The 19,087-nt window shown below is 49.1% G+C and carries 17 protein-coding genes and 1 rRNA gene; 9 read left to right on the plus strand and 9 right to left on the minus strand.

The genetic code is table 11. The annotated features are described in order from the left end of the window. From M467_RS29580 to dnaA, 8 genes are all read right to left on the minus strand, one after another. Positions 1-62, minus strand: a 16S ribosomal RNA gene (locus M467_RS29580); the annotation flags it as partial. A gap of 225 nt (positions 63-287) precedes the next feature. Further along, positions 288-1,277: an HD-GYP domain-containing protein gene (locus M467_RS29585; RefSeq protein WP_021067841.1), complete on the minus strand. Its 990-nt coding sequence runs from the start codon at positions 1,275-1,277 to the stop codon at positions 288-290. A gap of 62 nt (positions 1,278-1,339) precedes the next feature. Continuing rightward, on the minus strand, positions 1,340-3,910 hold the full coding sequence (gene gyrA / locus M467_RS29590) for a DNA gyrase subunit A (RefSeq protein ID WP_021067842.1): 2,571 nt from the start codon (positions 3,908-3,910) through the stop codon (positions 1,340-1,342). A gap of 22 nt (positions 3,911-3,932) precedes the next feature. Then, the gene (gyrB, locus tag M467_RS29595) at positions 3,933-5,861 is read right to left on the minus strand and encodes a DNA topoisomerase (ATP-hydrolyzing) subunit B (RefSeq protein ID WP_021067843.1); all 1,929 of its coding nucleotides are present in this window, start codon (positions 5,859-5,861) and stop codon (positions 3,933-3,935) included. Between the two features lie 54 nt (positions 5,862-5,915). Further along, positions 5,916-7,034: a DNA replication/repair protein RecF gene (gene recF / locus M467_RS29600; RefSeq protein WP_021067844.1), complete on the minus strand. Its 1,119-nt coding sequence runs from the start codon at positions 7,032-7,034 to the stop codon at positions 5,916-5,918. Position 7,035: 1 nt separating this feature from the next. Beyond that, a complete protein-coding gene (gene yaaA, locus M467_RS29605) occupies positions 7,036-7,251 on the minus strand; it encodes a S4 domain-containing protein YaaA (RefSeq protein ID WP_021067845.1) in 216 nt (71 codons plus the stop codon). Positions 7,252-7,386: 135 nt separating this feature from the next. After that, a complete protein-coding gene (gene dnaN, locus M467_RS29610) occupies positions 7,387-8,526 on the minus strand; it encodes a DNA polymerase III subunit beta (protein WP_021067846.1) in 1,140 nt (379 codons plus the stop codon). A 197-nt stretch (positions 8,527-8,723) separates the two neighbouring features. Continuing rightward, complete coding sequence (gene dnaA, locus M467_RS29615) at positions 8,724-10,097, minus strand: chromosomal replication initiator protein DnaA (RefSeq protein WP_021067847.1); 1,374 nt, start codon at positions 10,095-10,097, stop codon at positions 8,724-8,726. A 771-nt stretch (positions 10,098-10,868) separates the two neighbouring features. Here dnaA and rpmH point away from each other — a divergent pair. The 5 genes from rpmH to M467_RS31850 all read left to right on the plus strand — a co-directional run bounded on the left by rpmH (position 10,869) and on the right by M467_RS31850 (position 13,149). Beyond that, positions 10,869-11,003, plus strand: coding sequence for a 50S ribosomal protein L34 (gene rpmH, locus M467_RS29620; RefSeq protein ID WP_015880216.1), 135 nt, complete (start codon positions 10,869-10,871; stop codon positions 11,001-11,003). Positions 11,004-11,170: 167 nt separating this feature from the next. Then, the gene (gene rnpA, locus M467_RS29625; protein ID WP_021067848.1) at positions 11,171-11,524 is read left to right on the plus strand and encodes a ribonuclease P protein component; all 354 of its coding nucleotides are present in this window, start codon (positions 11,171-11,173) and stop codon (positions 11,522-11,524) included. 102 nt (positions 11,525-11,626) lie between these two features. After that, complete coding sequence (yidC, locus tag M467_RS29630) at positions 11,627-12,487, plus strand: membrane protein insertase YidC (protein ID WP_021067849.1); 861 nt, start codon at positions 11,627-11,629, stop codon at positions 12,485-12,487. 120 nt (positions 12,488-12,607) lie between these two features. Continuing rightward, positions 12,608-12,835, plus strand: a complete 228-nt coding sequence (locus tag M467_RS31845) for a DUF308 domain-containing protein (RefSeq protein WP_021067850.1) — start codon at positions 12,608-12,610, stop codon at positions 12,833-12,835. Further along, the gene (locus M467_RS31850) at positions 12,814-13,149 is read left to right on the plus strand and encodes a DUF308 domain-containing protein (protein ID WP_021067851.1); all 336 of its coding nucleotides are present in this window, start codon (positions 12,814-12,816) and stop codon (positions 13,147-13,149) included. Before M467_RS31845 ends, M467_RS31850 begins: the two co-directional genes overlap by 22 nt. Before the next feature lie 16 nt (positions 13,150-13,165). Here M467_RS31850 and M467_RS29640 read toward each other — a convergent pair whose 3' ends face one another. Then, positions 13,166-13,918, minus strand: a complete 753-nt coding sequence (locus tag M467_RS29640) for a nucleotidyltransferase domain-containing protein (protein ID WP_021067852.1) — start codon at positions 13,916-13,918, stop codon at positions 13,166-13,168. Positions 13,919-14,088: 170 nt separating this feature from the next. Between M467_RS29640 and mnmE the strand changes: the two genes are divergently transcribed. The 4 genes from mnmE to noc all read left to right on the plus strand — a co-directional run bounded on the left by mnmE (position 14,089) and on the right by noc (position 19,049). Continuing rightward, entirely contained in the window at positions 14,089-15,468 is a 1,380-nt protein-coding gene (gene mnmE, locus M467_RS29645; protein WP_021067853.1) for a tRNA uridine-5-carboxymethylaminomethyl(34) synthesis GTPase MnmE, read from the plus strand. 15 nt (positions 15,469-15,483) lie between these two features. Further along, positions 15,484-17,370 (plus strand): tRNA uridine-5-carboxymethylaminomethyl(34) synthesis enzyme MnmG, encoded by a 1,887-nt coding sequence (mnmG, locus tag M467_RS29650; RefSeq protein WP_021067854.1) that lies wholly within the window; start codon positions 15,484-15,486, stop codon positions 17,368-17,370. A 4-nt stretch (positions 17,371-17,374) separates the two neighbouring features. After that, the gene (rsmG, locus tag M467_RS29655) at positions 17,375-18,091 is read left to right on the plus strand and encodes a 16S rRNA (guanine(527)-N(7))-methyltransferase RsmG (RefSeq protein WP_021067855.1); all 717 of its coding nucleotides are present in this window, start codon (positions 17,375-17,377) and stop codon (positions 18,089-18,091) included. A gap of 79 nt (positions 18,092-18,170) precedes the next feature. After that, on the plus strand, positions 18,171-19,049 hold the full coding sequence (noc, locus tag M467_RS29660; protein WP_021067856.1) for a nucleoid occlusion protein: 879 nt from the start codon (positions 18,171-18,173) through the stop codon (positions 19,047-19,049). The last annotated feature ends 38 nt before the right edge of the window (positions 19,050-19,087 follow it).

Genomic DNA, 19,087 nt, shown 5'->3' on the forward strand with positions numbered 1-19,087 from the left:
ACTTGCATGTATTAGGCACGCCGCCAGCGTTCGTCCTGAGCCAGGATCAAACTCTCCAAAGAATTTGATATAGCTCTTTAAAAATGACGAAGCTTGCGCTTCATTCAAAAATTGTAAAACTTTTTTTGCCTCATCGTTCAGTTTTCAAAGTTCGTCTGCCGCTCTTAGCGACTCATTTATAATAGCACCTGCATTCTCTTTCGTCAACTATAAAAATAAAATATTTTAAAAGAATAAAAAAACAGAGTGCTCCTTCTTTGCACTATATAGAAGGAACACACTTTCTATTATTGAAATGCGATGATTCGTACTTCGTCTAAACGAGTTAAATCATACGTTTCTTGCGTCGGTTCTGATACGACAATCGGTTGTTCGACACTCGGTGTATAGTGATGAATCTTCCCGCGAACCCCACTACTCAACAAAACGGTTCGACCCACTTCATAAAAGCCGAGTAACGTAGCTAACAGTGTGAGCGCCTCTCCATCGTACGCTTCATTTTGCCACATATAGAAGTAAGCTTCTTCCGGAGTGAGTGCAGCTCGGAATGTTCGCGGTGCCGTCAACTGACAAAAACGATCTGCCACGATAAACAGAGGAGAGGCAGGATGAAGCGCTCGCTCTTCAAGACGATTTGGGAAGCCCGATCCATCGAGCCGCTCATGATGTTCGGCCACTAATTTACCGACACGCTGCCGTAATGTCCGATCTTCAGGTAACATCGCCATCGATACGAGTGGATGTTGATACAGAAGCTCACGCTCCATTTTTGTAAAATAGCGCATATGTGACCATTTGCGGATTTTAGCGTAACTGGCATCGGCGAAATAAGATGCGATTCCATAGTCAAACTGAAGCCGATGTTCGTCCCCCCGATATTTCGATAACGTTTTTGCGACGAGCGCCCGATAAATCGCATGATGAATCACATGATTTTTACGTAACGGTTGGTTCGTGAAAAACTTGACGATTGCTGATAAAGGATAATCTTGGCGAAATAACTGATGAATAAATTCAAGAGCCTCATATGGATTCGGTGATATCCGTTCTTCCCATTGATTGTAGTGACGTTCATACTGAAGAATCTTTTCGCATAAGTCGTGTTCTTCCTCATGTGTAAAGGGACGGCGTTCTACCGGAGCAACTTCAATCGCATCAACTTTCAAAAAGCGGAGCAAACGTAAATGTTCGTTCGTCAGTCTAATCCCGGCCTCTAATGAAGAAACAGATGTTAAGAGCGTCATACCTACGTGCACGTTTGAAATAGCGAGTCGCATGCTCATCCCTCCTGATCGTATGAAAACAGGTCGAACGGAAGCTCCGCTCGACCTGTTTCGCCTTATTCGGTCACTTCAGACGATAGGTCGGTTTCTGGTGCTTCACCATCAAATCCATTCTCCATCTCATCTGCTGATTCCTCTTCTAGCTCATCTTTTTTCAATTTAGCAATTGTAGCCAAACGATCGCCGTCTTCGATGTTCATCACTTTCACACCGCGCGTACTGCGACCCATTTGCGAAATCGTCTGTGAATCGATTCGAATGGCGACACCGAGCTCGGTCATGAGCATGATATCGTCGTCCTCATCCACGACTCGCATACCGACGACGGTACCGCGGTCAGTCTTGATTCCGATAATTCCAGAACCGCCTCGACCTTGCGTGCGGAATTGCTCCATCGGTGTTCGTTTGCCATAGCCTTTTTCCGTGATAATCAATACGTCTTGCGTCGGGCGTACGATTTCCATCGAAACGACTTGATCGTCATCCTTCTTCAGACGAATCGCACGGACACCTCGGGCGGTACGGCCCATCGACCGTACTTCACTCGCAAGCGGGAAGCGAATCGACATCCCTTCACGCGTCACAATCAACATTTCGTCATCGCTCTTCGCAAGACGGACAGTAACCAATTCGTCCGTATCATTCAAGCTGATGGCACGAAGTCCGTTTTTATTGATGCGGGCGTAAGCCGAGAGCGGTGAACGTTTGACGAGTCCTTGCTTCGTGATAAACACGAGCGACAACTGCTCGTCTGCCACTTCAGCTTCCGAATCTTCACTTCCATCCTCAACGATGGCTTTGTCTGCCAAGTAACTATTGAAGTCGACCGGAATCATCGTCTCGACTTTTTCGCCTTTATCGACTTGTAGCAAGTTAATAATCGGCATCCCTTTCGCAGTCCGGCTCATCTCTGGGATTTCATACCCTTTCAAGCGGAAGACGCGACCGAAGTTCGTGAAGAACAGGATCGTATCATGCGTCGAAGCTGACAAGAGACGTAACACGAAGTCCTCGTCATTCGTACCCATCCCTTGCTTGCCTCGTCCGCCTCGTCGTTGTGTACGATACGAGTCGCTTGGGATTGATTTGATATAACCTTCGCTCGTGAGCGTGATCATCATGTCGCGAACTGGAATCAAGTCTTCATCTTCAAGCTCGATGATATCCGTACGGATGACTGTCCGACGTGCATCGCCATAACGCTCTTTGATTTCTGTCAACTCGTTGCGAATGATTTGAAGCAAGAGTTCTTCGTCGCCTAAGATGGCACGCAACTCTTCAATCAAGGCGCGAATCTCGCGATACTCGCCTTCGATTTTCTCACGCTCAAGTCCAGTCAAACGTTGAAGACGCATATCGAGAATCGCTTGCGTCTGCTCGGTCGACAACCCGAAACGGGCAATCAATTTCTCACGGGCCTCGTCACCGGTCCGCGTGCTGCGGATGATGGCGATGACTTCATCCAAGTGATCGAGGGCAACGCGCAATCCTTCAAGGATGTGTGCACGGGCCTCGGCCTTGTCGAGATCGAACTGCGTCCGACGGCGGACGACTTCTTTTTGGTGCTCGATGTAGTAATAAATCGCTTGCTTCAAGTTGAGCGTCTTCGGTCGTCCCCCAACGAGGGCGAGCATGTTGACCCCAAACGTCGTTTGCATTGGCGTTTGTTTATACAAGTTGTTCAAAATGACACTGGCATTCGCATCGCGGCGTACTTCAATGACAACACGCATCCCGTTACGATCCGACTCGTCGCGAAGATCAGTGATGCCTTCGATTTTCTTGTCGCGTACCAAATCGGCAATCTTTTCGACGAGGCGCGCTTTGTTCACTTGATATGGGATTTCATGAACGAGAATCCGTTCACGACCATTTTTCAACACTTCGATTTCAGCTTTGGCCCGCATCGTGATTGATCCACGACCCGTCTCATAGGCGCGGCGAATTCCGCTACGTCCTAAAATTTCGCCGGCTGTCGGGAAGTCAGGCCCCGGGATATACTGCATCAACTCGGAGATGGTGATATCCGGGTTATGCGTCAACGCAAGAACGCCGTCAATGACTTCGTTCAAGTTATGCGGCGGTACGTTCGTGGCCATCCCGACCGCGATTCCACTCGTCCCGTTGACCAAGAAGTTCGGGAACCGGGCTGGCATGACGACCGGTTCTTTCTCTTCTCCGTCAAAGTTCGGTTGGTAATCAATCGTGTTTTTGCCGATATCACGGACGAGTTCCATCGCGATTTTCGACATACGTGCTTCTGTATAACGCATCGCTGCGGCTGAGTCTCCATCGACCGATCCGAAGTTTCCGTGACCATCGACGAGTTCATAACGATAACTGAAATCTTGCGCCATCCGAACCATCGTCTCGTAAACGGCAGAGTCACCGTGCGGGTGATACTTACCGATAACGTCACCGACCACACGGGCCGATTTTTTATGGGGCTTGTCAGCACGAATTCCAAGTTCGTTCATCGCATATAGGATACGACGGTGAACCGGTTTCAGACCGTCTCGTACGTCTGGGAGGGCACGTGACACGATAACGCTCATCGCATAGTCCATGAACGAGGTGCGCATCTCTTGGCTAATATTTATATCCTTGATATTTTCTTGTTCTGCCATTCGTTATTGCCTACCCTTCTTTTTAAATATCGAGGTTTTTCACGTAATGCGCATGTGATTGGATGAAATCACGTCGCGGCTCGACATTGTCACCCATGAGCGTCTCAAAGATCTCATCCGCCTCAATGGCGTCTTGAAGGTCGACACGAAGCATCGAGCGTGTCTCTGGATTCATCGTCGTGCTCCACAGCTGTTCAGGGTCCATCTCACCTAGACCTTTGTAACGCTGTACGCTGTAACGAGCATTCTCCGGAAGCTGTTTAATCGCTTCTTGCAATTCACGGTCGTTCTGCACGTAAGTGACGTCTTTCCCGTGCTTCAAGCCGTAAAGTGGTGGTTGCGCGATATAGACATACCCGCTCTCGACGAGCGGACGCATGTAGCGATAGAAGAACGTCAAAAGCAGTGTGCGAATGTGGGCGCCATCGACGTCGGCATCGGTCATGATAATTAACTTATGATAACGAGCCTTCCCGAGATCGAACTCTTCCGCAATCCCTGTCCCGAGCGCTGTAATAATCGTACGTACTTCTTGGTTGGCTAAAATCTTATCAAGTCTCGCTTTTTCGACGTTGATGATTTTACCTCGGATTGGCAAAATCGCTTGGAAGTGACGATCGCGACCTGATTTCGCTGAACCGCCGGCCGAGTCACCCTCAACGATGTACAGCTCAGACTTCGATGCATCTTTCGATGAACAGTCGGCTAGTTTCCCAGGCAATGAACTGACTTCAAGGATCCCTTTACGGCGTGTCATCTCACGAGCACGTTTCGCTGCGAGACGGGCACGGGCCGCCATCAAGCCTTTGTCGACGATCAATCGACCGACAGATGGATTTTCAAGCAAGAATTGCTCGAACGTGTCTGTGAAGAGCGAGTCTGTGGCTGTACGCGCATCGGCGTTACCAAGTTTCGTCTTCGTCTGCCCTTCGAACTGTGGCGACGGGTGTTTGACCGAGACAATCGCCGTCAATCCTTCACGTACGTCATCTCCTGACAGGCTACCATCAGCCTCTTTCATGAGACCGAAGCGTTTTGCATAGTCGTTGATTGAACGCGTGAGCGCCGTTTTAAATCCAGTCTCGTGCGTTCCGCCCTCATGAGTCGGAATATTGTTCGTGAATGAATAGATGTTGCTCGCAAATCCTTCGTTGTACTGAAGCGCAATCTCGACTTCAATTCCATCCTTCGTGCCATGTACGTAGACAGGCTCGTCGTGGATTGAGGCTTTCGAGCGGTTCAAATGTTCAACGTATGACTTGATTCCACCCTCGTAGTGATAATTGCGTTCAATCGTCTCATCGCTGCGCTCGTCTTTGGCGACGATGCGGAGTCCTTTATTCAGGAAGGCAAGTTCGCGCAAACGTGTGGCGAGTAAATCAAAGTCATATTCGAGCGTCTCTTCGAAGATATCCCCATCCGGGAAGAAACGAACAGTTGTACCAGTCGTATCGGTCGTACCGACGATTTCAAGTTCGCCTTGTGGGACACCGCGTTTGAATGACTGATAGTAGACGTTGCCGTTACGACGGACGAACACTTCAAGCTTCGTCGACAACGCGTTGACGACCGAGGCCCCGACACCGTGTAGACCACCTGAAACTTTGTATCCGCCGCCGCCAAACTTACCTCCGGCGTGAAGGACGGTGAAGATGACTTCGACGGCAGGACGGCCCGTTTTCTTTTGAACATCGACTGGAATCCCGCGTCCGTTATCTTCGACAACAATTGAGTTGCCTGGTTCTACTGTCATCGTGATCGTGTCACAGTGGCCGGCGAGCGCTTCATCAATCGAGTTGTCGACGATTTCCCACACCAAGTGGTGGAGTCCTCGTGAACTCGTTGAACCGATATACATCCCCGGGCGTTTACGAACGGCTTCTAACCCTTCAAGCACTTGAATCTGATCAGCACCATAATCTTGCATTTGTTTTTCGTTTTCGTTACTCATCGGTTTTGTTCACCTACTATACATGAATTGGTGTTCATATGGATTGGTCTTACGTTATACAGATTCCGTTTCAACTTCGCCTTGTTTCACGTGAAACACCTTCGCTTGTTGAATCGTTTCGTGAGCGATGCCATCAATGTTGGTCGTCGTGATAATGGTTTGGACTTTTTGGCCCATCGTGTCGAGCAGATGGGTTTGGCGATGGTCGTCTAATTCAGATAACACGTCATCTAACAAAAGCAATGGATATTCCCCGACCTCTTCGTGGATCAGTTCAATCTCCGCTAACTTTAAAGACAAAGCCGCTGTACGTTGCTGGCCTTGTGAACCGAACGTTTGGACGTTGCGATTGTTGACATACAATTCAAAGTCATCTCGATGCGGACCAAATAACGTCACGCCTCGTCTTCGTTCGTTCTCTCTTATTTTATCAAACTTTTGACGATACGTTTCAAACATCGCCTCTTTTGGGTAACGTTCTTTTTGGAATGTATCCGATACGTATTGAATCGTCAGTGTCTCCAAGTCACGTGTGATGCCGGAATGGATGGGTCCCGCCCATTTTTCAAGCTGATCGATAAAATGATGACGTCGCGAAACGATTTTCACGGCAAGCTCAATCATTTGATCGGTGAGCACCTCTAGTAGCGTCTCGTCTCCGCCTTTGATGGACAGTTGCTTCAACAAGGCGTTCCGTTGCTTCAGTGTCTTCAAATACTGATTCAATTCATGTAAATAGACAGGACTCACTTGCCCGATTTCCATATCTAAAAACCGTCGTCGTCCTTGCGGGCTACCTTTGACGATGGCAAGGTCTTCGGGTGCGAACAGCACGACGTTAAAAGCGCCGACATAATCGCTGAGGCGGCGTTGTTCGAGATGGTTCAATTTCGCTTTCTTCCCTTTCGGTGAAAACGTGAGCGACTGGACCGTCTCCCCGGTCCGTTTATGAATCCGTCCCTCGACCATCGCTGCATCCGCCTCCCAGCCGATCAGTTCACGGTCTTGCGTCGTCCGATGTGACTTTGCGAGCGCAAGTACGTAAATCGATTCGAGCAGATTCGTTTTCCCTTGGGCATTCTCACCAATGAGAACGTTCGTCTGTTCTGAAAAATCTAGCTCGAGGGTTTCGTAGTTGCGGTAGTTTTGCAATCGGATCGACTTTAAATGCACGTTAGTTACCCTCGATTTGGAAGTCTCCGAAACCTTCGACCTCAATCGTGTCCCCATCGCGTAGTTTGCGTCCGCGACGTTGATCAACCTCACCGTTCACTTTCACTTGAATGTCCTCTAAGAAGAACTTCGCTTGGCCTCCGCTTGAAATGATATCAGCCAACTTCAAAAATTGTCCGAGCGTTACATACTCGGTTGTAATCGACACTTTTTTCATGTCGTCACTTCCTTTCTTTCATACTTAGTACAAAAAATCGCCATACTTATTAGTTTATCGAAAAACGTCGAATAAGGCAAAAATGGGGATGACAAGGTGAAACACCTCATCATCCCCGAATCTGCTCAGTCTGACTTAAGACGTGCGGACTGGCAAGATCAACTGTAGGACGCTATCTTGCTCGACCGGACGCAAGATGAACGGACGCATCGAACCCGTGAACTGGATTTCGATCTCTGAAGCATCAAGCGCACGAAGCGCATCCATGACAAATTTCGAGTTGAATGAAATTTTTAACTCTTCTCCTTCAAGCGACAGGATGCTGACGCGCTCTGACACTTTCCCGACTTCTGGAGAATGAGAGGAGACTTCGACCGTCGTCGCTTCTTCAGCGACAAACTTGATGACGTTATTGCGATCAGCGCGTGCAAGCAATGACGCACGATCGATAGCTTGGAGGAAGTCCTTCGCGTTCATGCGGACCGCTGTCCGGTATTCTTCCGGAATCAAGCGTGATGTATCTGGGTATGCTCCGTCGAGTAGACGCGAGAAGAACGAGATGTTTTTCAAGCGGAACAAGATTTGTTGGTCCGTCAACACGATTTCGACTGGCAACTCTTCCCGATCAAGCAATTTTGCGAGTTCGTTCAATGAGCGGCCTGGGACGACGACATTTTGGAACGTCAAATCGTTGTCTGTCTCAAACCGTGCCCGGCGAAGTGCCAGACGGTGGCTATCCGTTGCGACACACGTCAAGAATCCTTTTTCGGCAGAGAAGTTGACCCCTGTCAACACAGGACGTGTCTCTTGTCCAGAAACAGCGAAGCTCGTTTGACGGATAATCGTCTTCAACAAATCGGCCGGCAAGTAGAAACGACGCTCGCTTGATAGTTCAGGCAGGCGCGGGTATTCATCTGGATCGAGTCCGTTCAAATGGAACTCGGCTTGTCCCGATTCAATTCGTGTCATAAAGTTCGGAGACACTTCGAGTGTCACTTCATTCGTCGGCAACTTTTTAACGATCTCACCGAGGAAACGTGCATTGAGCACGACGCTACCTGCTCGTTGAATTTGAATGAGTTCGATTCCGCCTTCTTCAATCGGTATTAAGCGTTCGATTGAAATTTCCGTATCGCTACCTGTGAGCGTCAACCCATCGGCATGGGCTTCAAGCTTTAATCCTGTGAGGATTGGAATCGTCGTTCGGGAAGCAACAGCTTTTGATACATCTTGTACGGCTTGCATGAATACATCTCGCTGAATCGTTAAATGCATGTGGATAATTCCTCCTAAGTGAACTGAGTCATATAGTTAATAATAATAGTATTATTTAAGTCATAATAGTAATAAGGGCTGTGGATACTGGGGATAAGTCACTTTAACCACTGGTGTTGAGCCATTACGCCTGTGAATAACTTGTGGATAACTATGTGGGTTTATCCACAGGATATCCACAATGAAATTGAAGCGTTTTATGACAATGCTTTCTTTAACGTCTGAATCGTCTCTTGCATCTCCGGATCGTGCTTGAGCAACGTACTAATTTTCTCATGGGCGTGAATCACTGTCGTGTGATCGCGTCCACCGAACTCTTCCCCGATTTTAGGAAGCGAGCTTTCCGTCATCTCACGTGATAAGTACATCGCGATTTGACGAGGGAATGCGAGCGTCTTCGTCCGTTTCTTCGCCTTCAGTTCATCGACTTCAATATTAAAGTGACGGCCCACGATTTCTTGAATGTCCCGAATGACAATTTTCTTCGCTTCTTGGACCGGCATGATGTTGTGCAACGCTTCAGCAGCGACATCCGGGTCAATCGGACGACCGACGAGCTTGGCATAGGCCACGACGCGCGTCAACGCCCCTTCGAGTTCACGAATGTTCGTGTCGATTTGGTTGGCAATATACAGCATGACGTCGTTTGCGATATCCAGTCCTTCTGCCGTCGCTTTCTTGCGTAAGATGGCAATCCGTGTTTCAAGGTCAGGCGGTGTGATGTCTGTGATAAGACCCCATTCGAACCGCGAACGAAGACGATCTTCGAGCGTCGGAATCTCTTTAGGCGGTCGATCACTCGAAATCACAATCTGTTTCTGATCGTTATGAAGCGCATTGAACGTGTGGAAAAACTCTTCCTGTGTCTGTTCTTTCCCGGCTAGGAACTGAATGTCATCGATTAAGAGAACATCAATGTTCCGATAGCGGTTGCGGAATTCTTCGGTCTTATTGTCACGAATCGAGTTGATAAACTCATTCGTGAACTTTTCAGATGATACGTAAGCGATCCGTGCGCCAGGCTTCTGCCCTTTCACGTAATGACCAATCGCATGCATCAAATGCGTCTTGCCGAGCCCGACTCCTCCATAAATGAAGAGCGGATTATAGGCGCGCGCCGGCGCTTCTGCGACAGCGAGCGAGGCAGCGTGAGCAAATCGGTTACCCGACCCGATGACAAACGTCTCAAAAATGTACTTGTCATTCAGCTGTCCGAGGTTCCCTTCCTCTTTTGGTAGTACCGGAAGCGGCTGTTCTTTCATTTCTGTGGCAGCAATCGTCTCTTTCGATCCATCCGCAGGTGCATACTTGTGTGCTTGTGATTCCTCGATAAAATGAATCTCAAGCTTGTTGTTCGTTACTTCTTCAATCGTATCTTGTAACAATGACAAGTACTGACGCTCAAGCCAAGTCACAATGAAACTGGCTGGCGCGGACACGACGAGTGTCGTCCCCATCAACGAAATTCCTTCTGTTGATTTCAACCACATATCAAAGCTGGCTTTTGGTGTTCGTTCCTCTTCCTCAATCAGAGATAAAACATTTCTCCAAATCTCGCGAGCATTCTTCAATGAAAGACCTCCTTTACTCACATGTTGGCGAAACTTATTCACACGATATACACATACACTATTCTATAGTAGATAATAGGGTTATCCCCAGAGAACAAAAACTGTGGATAACGTTATCCACATGGTGTTGATGTTGGGGATAACAGTTATCCACAGCCTGTGTATATCTTGGAATTGCTAAAAGTTCATCCACAAGTTTGTGCACATTCAGTTTATCAAAATAAAATAGACGTGGCAACGGTTTTTGATATTTATCCACAGACTGCAAAAAGAATCCACAGGCAGTTATCCACATGCTGTGTATAGTGTGGATAAACTGTGGATATGTTGTGGATAATTAGCAGTGAGATAAGATATAGACAGAAAAGTTATACACAAAAGAGGAAGAAGGAATTGTGGAGAATATTTTTTCAAGAGAAGAAAATGAAAAATTAAAAAATGGAATCGTAAAATTGTTGAAAGAAGAGGAGTTATTCACATATAAGTGTGGATAACTCTTGGGATATGTGGATAAAATGGCTTTAGACAGCTATTTGTAAAAAAGTCACTGGCGGATTGTTAATTCTCCATGTGATTCATTACTTCCGTTTCTTCTAGATCATGCCATCCGGAGGTGATTGTCCCCTTCCCGTCCGAAGGATTTCATCCTAATTGAAAACCTAGCGAAAACTCATTGACAATCTAGACAACAGTTTATATAATCTTAAAGACTGCCTTAAATGAAACTATAACTTGCTAATAGAGCGTTAACCTTGAGGAGGTGCTTTAACAATGAAACCAACTTTCAATCCTAACAACCGTAAGCGTAAGAAAGTCCACGGATTCCGTGCACGCATGGCGACTAAAAACGGCCGCAACATTCTTGCAGCTCGCCGTCGTAAAGGCCGCAAAGCCTTGACTGTCTAATACAGATTATGAGATTGCCCGAGGAATCCTCCTTGGGCAATCTTTTTTTGTATCGTCACAGAACTCACACAAACGGACGGAAAAAGCTGATTCACTCTCGTTGAAACGAATGGGATATGGTATGATGTTAGTTGACGATTTTTGAAGCGAAGGATGGAGTGAGAATTTTGAAAAAAGAATACCGCCTGCAAAAGAATGAAGAGTTCCAAGCGGTGTTTCGTGAAGGACGCTCCGTGGCCAATCGTCAGTTTGTCGTCTACACGCAGAAAGCGGATCAAGCGCACTTCCGGGTTGGACTTTCGGTCAGCAAAAAGCTGGGAAATGCCGTGGAACGAAACCGGATGAAACGATTGATGCGTGAATCGCTTCGCTTGCTCGAACCGAACGTGGCTCCGCACAATTATGTCATCATTGCGCGCAAACCAGCGACGTCGCTTACGCAAGATGAAGTGACAGAAAGCTTGAAACACGCATTCAAACGGGCTAAAGTTTGGAAGCAGAGACAAGTCGATCGATCATAACAATCCGAGCTCGTTCTTTCATATATAACGCGAACTAATTAGGATTGACCGATAGACGTGTGATGAAACAAAAGAATCGATAAAGAAAGCGTAGGGGGAACTATGAGCAAAAAGCTAAAATTAGGATTGTTGGCTGTCATGACCGGCGTCATCATGTTGATGGCTGGCTGTGTCGACCCATCGACGATCCAAGGAGAGCCGATTACGGCTGAGACGGAAGGCTTCTGGTCGCAATACTTTGTTTGGCCACTAGCATGGTTGTTGAAAGAAGCGGCTTACTTAATTGGTGGGACGTGGCAGTACGGTTACTCGATCATCGTCGCGACGATTATCGTCCGCCTCTTGATTTTACCGCTTATGATCAAGCAGACGAAGAGTATGGGTGCGATGCAAGTGTTGCAGCCGGAAATGCTCAAGCTGCGTGAGAAGTACAGCTCGAAAGACCAAGAGACGCAACGTAAACTGCAAGAAGAAATGATGAAAATGTATCAAGAGTACCAAATCAACCCGCTCGCGGGCTGCTTGCCAATCTTGATTCAAATGCCGATTTTGTTCGCGTTCTATGATGCGATCCGTCGGACACCTGAAATCTTTGAAGCACAGTTCCTCTGGTTCGACCTCGGGGCACCAGATCCAACGTTCATCTTGCCGATTCTGGCAGCGATTTTGACGTTTGTACAGCAAAAAATCTCAATGGCGGGCCAAGAACAAAACCCACAATTGAAAATGATGCTCTACATCTTCCCAGTGATGATCTTCGTCATGTCGATCACGCTTCCAGCCGCCCTTTCGATGTACTGGGTCGTCGGTTACATCATCTCGATTATCGTGACGATGGCAATCATGCTCCCGATGCGTGAGAAGATGAAAGTTCAAGCTGAAGCGAAAATCGCTGCGAAAGAAGCAGAACGTGCCGTACTCGCAGAAGAAGAAAAAAAGGCAAAAAAGAAAAAACGTAAATAAACGCTAAGGCTGTGGATAACCAATCCACAGCCTTTTTTGTCGTTCGGGATAGATCAACCTTAAATCCGGGAATAAACAAAGCAGTGGTCGAAATCGTCGAATCAGAAAGGGGTCTTTCATATGGAGACGCTCATCAAACGGTTGGAACGGTCGACGTTCATTCAAGCGGCGCTTTACGTGGTAATCGGGTTACTCATCATCTTGTATCCGCGCATCTTTTTTGATGCGATCGTCTATTTGGTTGCGGCTTACTTTGCCATCATCGGTCTCGTCGCCATCATTCAAGGGTTGCGGCACAAACGGGACGGGCTCCCAGCCGGTTTTTTATGGGAATCATCTATTTATTGATCGCGTTAATCGTCTTTTTCTTCGCTGAAACGTTGGCAAGTCTGCTCCCGATTTTTATCGGCGCCTTATTCTTGTTTGGTGGCATCATCCGGTTGATTCAAGCCGTCGGATTTCGCCGGACCATCGCCAATCGGTGGATGTACTTCATGCTCAGCAGTCTATTGTGGATTGGGATTGGCCTACTCATGTTGGCGAACCCGTTTGACAGCCTGCTCGTTTTGTTCCAATTGTTCGGCGGTTTTCTCATCGCCGTCGGGGTGATCGAATGGGTGCTCTATTTCACACTCCGCTCCTCGAGACGCCAGCAAGCATAAACGAAAGCCGCTCACATTAGGAGCGGCTTTTTTCACGGATGACGAGTCGGTCGAAAAACGGACGAATCACTTCGAACGCAACGGTCGTCTCGAAGAAGGGACGCTCGACTTCGAGACGGGAGATATACCATCGAGCGGCTGTCGCATGATGGTCGGGTGTCAACGCTTCATAAAAGGTCCGGATTTCAATCCGCTGTCGGGCGGCCACGTCTTTCAACCCGAGTGCGGCCCGTTCGGGTTCGTAATGAGCGGCGAGCACATAGGCGAAATGACTCATGCCTTGCCGAAGCATCTCGACGGCCCAGACATCGTTGCCGCGGTCACGGGCTTTCATATATTGGAAAAAGAACCAAATCGCATCAAACACGTGTCCGCTTAAGTCTTCATCCGACAAGGTGAGCGAACTCGAGTGATGTTGCAGTCGATGTTCCGGATCATACAGCACCGTGATTGTGTCTTGATGGTTCAACGTGTCCGCCGTCACCGTGAAGAAGTCGAGATGCAAGAAATCATCATAGACGACGATCAGTTGCGGGGCTACGATATCGATTTCGTCCTCGAGTAGAATCGGGCGATATGTGGCCAGATGGTCGCGGCGGCGCGACAAGAACTCATTCAGGCTGTCAGGGGCGACCATGACGTACAAGTCGACATCGGAATGTTCGTCCGCTTCACCACGCCCGAACGATCCTTTCAAGAAAATGGCCTGCACGTCCGTATCGGAGATGAGGCTGGTAGTCAATGTGGCGATGGCATCTTGCTGTCGCATTTTATCACGTCCTCCATGGAAATATATTCCTTTATTGTACTAAAGTAATTCCTTAAAATGCAACCGTTGCTCGAGAGGTCGGACTCTTTCGTTCGAGACAAATATCGTGTATAGTAGGTGCGTTATGCATAAGATAGAGGAAGTAGTAAGAAGTATGGGAGGGAAAGATGATGCTAGAGTTTGACACGATTACGGCGATTTCGACGCCGATGGGTGAAGGGGCAATCGGAATCGTCCGCTTGTCCGGTGACCGCGCCGTCGAGACGGTGGGCCGTGTGTTTTCTGGAAAAGATTTGACGAAAGTGGAGTCACATACGATCCATTACGGAAAATTGAAACGTCCTGGCACGGACGAGGTCGTCGATGAAGTCATGGTGAGCATCATGCGCGCACCGAAGACGTTCACGCGAGAAGACGTCGTCGAAATCAATTGCCATGGAGGAATCGTCGCGGTCAATCGTGTCCTCGAACTGATTCTTGAACAACCGGACATCCGCTTGGCAGAACCGGGCGAGTTCACGAAACGCGCCTTTTTGAATGGACGGATCGATTTGTCGCAAGCCGAGGCCGTCATGGATTTGATTCGTGCCAAAACGGATCGGGCTATGAACGTCGCCATGTCACAAATGGAAGGACGTTTGTCACGGCTCGTCCGCGAGTTGCGTCAATTGTTGCTTGAGACGATTGCGGCGGTCGAGGTCAATATCGACTATCCGGAATACGACGCCGAAGAGATGACCCAGGCCATCGTCGAAGACAAGGCGGGCGAAGTGAAGCGCGTGCTCGAGCAGCTACTTGAGACGGCGCGACAAGGCAAGATTTTACGAGAAGGGCTCGCGACAGCGATTATCGGTCGACCCAACGTCGGCAAGTCATCGCTCATGAACACGCTCGTACAAGAGACGAAAGCGATCGTCACGGAAATCGCAGGAACGACGCGCGATACGATTGAAGAGTATGTGAACGTCAAAGGCGTTCCGCTCAAATTGATTGATACGGCAGGGATTCGGGAGACGGAAGATATCGTCGAGCGGATCGGTGTCGAGAAATCGCGCAAGGCGCTCGCCGGGGCGGACTTGATTTTGCTCGTCTTGAACGGGCACGAAGGTCTGACTGTCGAGGATGAGGCCTTGTTTGAGGCGATTGCTGGTATGAATGCCATCATCATCATCAATAAGACGGACTTGCCACAAAGTATGGATTCTTCTAAGCTGGAGAAACTAGCGGCAGGTCGCCCGATTGTGGCGACGTCTCTCTTATTAGAAGAGGGAATCGATGCATTGGAGAAGGCGATCTCGAACTTGTTCTTCGCCAAAGGCGTCGAATCACAGGATATGACATATATCTCGAACGCACGACACATTCAGCTCATCAAACGGACGATCGAACAAATCGATGAGGCGCTCGGAAGCGCCGCCATGAATTTGCCGATTGATATGGTCCAAATCGATTTACGACGGGCGTGGGATACGCTCGGCGAAATCAACGGGGACACCGTTCAAGAAAGTTTGATTGATCAACTCTTTTCACAGTTTTGTCTTGGGAAATAATAAGGAGGAACAACTATGGCTTACACGGCAGGCGAGTTTGATGTCATCGTCATCGGAGCTGGTCATGCGGGAATCGAGGCCGCGCTGGCTTCGGCGCGCATGGGCGCGAAAACGGCGATGCTCACGATGAATCCGGATATGGTCGGATTCATGTACTGCAACCCATCGATCGGTGGTCCCGCGAAAGGGATCGTCGTTCGCGAAATCGATGCCCTTGGCGGCGAAATGGCGAAGGCGATCGATGCGACGTACATTCAAATGAAGATGCTCAACACATCAAAAGGTCCAGCAGTGCGCGCATTACGGGCGCAAGCGGACAAATTCCAATACCAAAATCATATGAAGAAAGTGCTTGAAGACGAACCGAACCTATTGCTTCGTCAAGCGCTCGTCGAACGACTTCTCATCGAAGACGGAAAAGTCGCCGGCGTCGTCACGAATACTGGTTCGGAGTACCGCTCGAAAGCGGTCATCGTCACAACGGGTACGTTCATGCGCGGTCAAATCATTATCGGCGAATTGTCGTATGAGAGCGGTCCGAACAACCAGATGCCTTCGGTCGAATTGTCGAAGCATTTAGAAGAGCTCGGGCTCGAACTCGTTCGTTTCAAAACGGGGACACCGCCACGCATCGACGGCAAGACGATTGATTACTCGAAGACGGAGATTCAACCAGGGGACGACAATCCGTCGCTCTTCTCCTACACATCGAAAGACCTCGACCCGATCGAGCAAATCCCGTGCTGGCTCACCTACACGAGCGAGCGGACGCACCAATTGATTGATGAGAACTTGCATCGTTCGCCAATGTACTCAGGTGCCATCAAAGGGACGGGCCCGCGTTACTGCCCATCGATTGAAGATAAAGTCGTCCGGTTCAACGATAAACCGCGTCACCAAATCTTCCTCGAGCCAGAAGGTCGCGACACGGAAGAAATTTACGTGCAAGGCTTCTCGACGAGTATGCCGGAAGACGTTCAGCATCAAATGCTCCGGACGATTCCAGGGCTTGAGAACTCAGAGATGATGCGCCCTGGATACGCGATTGAGTACGATGCAGTCGTACCGACGCAACTTTGGCCGACACTCGAGACGAAGACGGTTGGCGGATTGTTCACGGCAGGTCAAATCAATGGGACGAGCGGCTATGAAGAAGCGGCCGGACAAGGCATCATGGCCGGAATCAACGCCGCATGCCAAGTGCTCGGCAAAGAGCCGGTCATCTTGGACCGCTCACAGGCGTATATCGGCGTCTTGATTGATGATCTCGTGACCAAAGGGACGAACGAGCCATACCGTCTGCTCACATCCCGCGCCGAGTATCGGTTGCTTTTGCGCCACGACAATGCGGACCTTCGTTTGAGCGACATCGGCCACGAGGTCGGTCTATTGTCACCAGAGCGTCATGCCCACCTTGAAGACAAACGAGTCGCCATCGCGGCAGAAGTGAAGCGTCTCAACGGACTCGTCATCAAACCGTCCGCTGACGTGAACGCCGTGCTCGAAGAAGTTGGCGCGAACCCGCTCAAAGAAGCGACGCATGCCAGTATTCTTTTGAAGCGGCCAGAAGTGACGTACGCGACGCTCATGCGCTTTGCACCGGCACCGATCGAAGTGCCGTTTGAAGTGGCGGAGCAAGTCGAGATTCAAGTGAAATACGAAGGCTACATCTCGAAGCAGCTTGAGCAAGTCGAGAAGATGCGTCGGATGGAAGAAAAACGGATTCCGGAGAAACTCGATTACGATGCAATCGGTGGTCTTGCGACGGAAGCGAAACAAAAACTAAAACAAGTTCGTCCGCTCTCGATTGGACAAGCGTCACGTATTTCCGGGGTAAACCCGGCGGACGTTTCGATTCTTCTTGTCTATATCGAGCAAGGACAATACGCGACAGTGGAGTGAAACGATGAACCAATCCCAATTTATTGAGGCGCTGCAGGCAGAAGGGTTTGAATTGAGCGAGAAACAACTCGCTCAGTTCGAACTGTATTTCGAGATGCTCGTCGAGTGGAATGAGAAGATGAATTTGACGGCGATCACGGACAAGGAAGAAGTGTATTTGAAGCATTTCTATGACTCGCTCAGTGCGGCGTTCCATTTCGACTTCGCAAACGTGGATACCGTATGTGATGTCGGTGCCGGGGCTGGATTCCCGAGTTTGCCGCTCAAAATTCTATTCCCGCACCTTCACGTGACGATTATCGACTCGCTTAACAAGCGGATCACGTTCTTGAACGAACTCGCGCTCGCGCTCGGGTTAGAAGGTGTGGCGTTCCATCACGGACGCGCCGAAGAGTTTGGAAAAAATAAAAAATTTCGTGAGCAATTTGATGTCGTAACCGCCCGTGCGGTTGCCCGGATGACGGTGCTCGCCGAGTACTGTTTACCGCTCGCAAAAGTCGGCGGAACGTTCGTAGCGCTCAAAGCAGCGAAGGTTTCCGACGAGCTTGTCGATGCGAAAAACGCCTTGGCCGTGCTCGGTGGGAAAGTAAAAACGACACACCAGTTCCTATTGCCAGGAGAGATGAGTGAGCGTAATATCGTAATTGTAGATAAATTACGAAAAACGCCTGGGAAATATCCACGTAAAGCGGGTACCCCAGCGAAAGAGCCGCTAATCTGAGCAATAGTGTTTCACGTGAAACTAAAAGCAGATTCCGGTAGTGGAATCTGCTTATTTTTTACATAGAGGGGTGCCGACGTTGAAGAAAACATTTGCTAAACTGTTCGGAAGTCGTCCAGAAGTGGCGGTTACAGAAATCGCAGAAGTCAAACCGAATGACGCGGTTCAAGACATCGCGTTATCGTTGCTTCTCCCGAACCGTTATCAACCGCGTAAAGTATTCGAGCCGGCTAAAATCGAAGAGCTCGCTGTCACAATCGATGAACATGGTCTCCTGCAGCCAATCGTCGTCCGAAAAGCAGAAGAGGGACGCTACGAGATTATCGCTGGGGAACGCCGCTTCCGCGCCGTTAAATCGCTCGGCTGGTCGGTCATTCCGGCCATCGTCCGGGAGATGGATGACGATACGACTGCCGCTCTGGCATTGATTGAGAACTTGCAGCGCGAACAGCTCAGTCCGATTGAGGAAGCGGAGGCGTACGATCGTCTGCTCGCCATGAAAGGTCTGACACAAGACGCGCTCGCGAAGAGTCTCGGCAAGAGTCAGTCGACGATTGCCAATAAACTACGCCTGTTGAAATTGCCGAACGACGTCAAGCAATGTTTGCGCGACCGCCAAATCAATGAACGTCACGCTCGGGCGCTTTTGCCGCTCAAAGAGGAAGGACTCCAGCTCCAAGTACTCATGGAGATTATAGAGCAGGACTTTAACGTCAAAGAGACGGAAGAACGCGTCGCCTTCTTGACGACACCGATTGAAGAAGAGAAGCGGAAACCGAAAAAGCAACGCCGTCGGACGAAAAGTTTCGCACGTGACACGCGAATCGCCCTCAATACGATCCGGGACTCGGTCAGTTTGATCGGAAAGACCGGGATTGAAGTCCAGACCGAGGAAGTCGAAGAAGACGAATTTGTTGAAATTCGAATTCGAATCCCGAAAGCACGGCCACAAAAGTGAGCCTGTGCTTTTTTTATAGCTATCAGTCAGAAGGAATG

Source organism: Exiguobacterium chiriqhucha RW-2 (assembly GCF_000416965.1).
Taxonomy (GTDB): Bacteria; Bacillota; Bacilli; order Exiguobacteriales; family Exiguobacteriaceae; genus Exiguobacterium; species Exiguobacterium chiriqhucha.

Excerpts from the sequence above, each read along its gene's own strand:
- M467_RS29585 (WP_021067841.1), bottom strand. The coding sequence starts at position 1,277 with ATGCGACTCGCTATTTCAAACGTGCACGTAGGTATGACGCTCTTAACA.
- gyrA (WP_021067842.1), bottom strand. The coding sequence starts at position 3,910 with ATGGCAGAACAAGAAAATATCAAGGATATAAATATTAGCCAAGAGATG.
- gyrB (WP_021067843.1), bottom strand. The coding sequence starts at position 5,861 with ATGAGTAACGAAAACGAAAAACAAATGCAAGATTATGGTGCTGATCAG.
- yaaA (WP_021067845.1), bottom strand. The coding sequence starts at position 7,251 with ATGAAAAAAGTGTCGATTACAACCGAGTATGTAACGCTCGGACAATTT.
- dnaN (WP_021067846.1), bottom strand. The coding sequence starts at position 8,526 with ATGCATTTAACGATTCAGCGAGATGTATTCATGCAAGCCGTACAAGAT.
- rpmH (WP_015880216.1), top strand. The coding sequence starts at position 10,869 with ATGAAACCAACTTTCAATCCTAACAACCGTAAGCGTAAGAAAGTCCAC.
- yidC (WP_021067849.1), top strand. The coding sequence starts at position 11,627 with ATGAGCAAAAAGCTAAAATTAGGATTGTTGGCTGTCATGACCGGCGTC.
- M467_RS31845 (WP_021067850.1), top strand. The coding sequence starts at position 12,608 with ATGGAGACGCTCATCAAACGGTTGGAACGGTCGACGTTCATTCAAGCG.
- M467_RS31850 (WP_021067851.1), top strand. The coding sequence starts at position 12,814 with ATGGGAATCATCTATTTATTGATCGCGTTAATCGTCTTTTTCTTCGCT.
- M467_RS29640 (WP_021067852.1), bottom strand. The coding sequence starts at position 13,918 with ATGCGACAGCAAGATGCCATCGCCACATTGACTACCAGCCTCATCTCC.
- mnmE (WP_021067853.1), top strand. The coding sequence starts at position 14,089 with ATGCTAGAGTTTGACACGATTACGGCGATTTCGACGCCGATGGGTGAA.
- mnmG (WP_021067854.1), top strand. The coding sequence starts at position 15,484 with ATGGCTTACACGGCAGGCGAGTTTGATGTCATCGTCATCGGAGCTGGT.
- rsmG (WP_021067855.1), top strand. The coding sequence starts at position 17,375 with ATGAACCAATCCCAATTTATTGAGGCGCTGCAGGCAGAAGGGTTTGAA.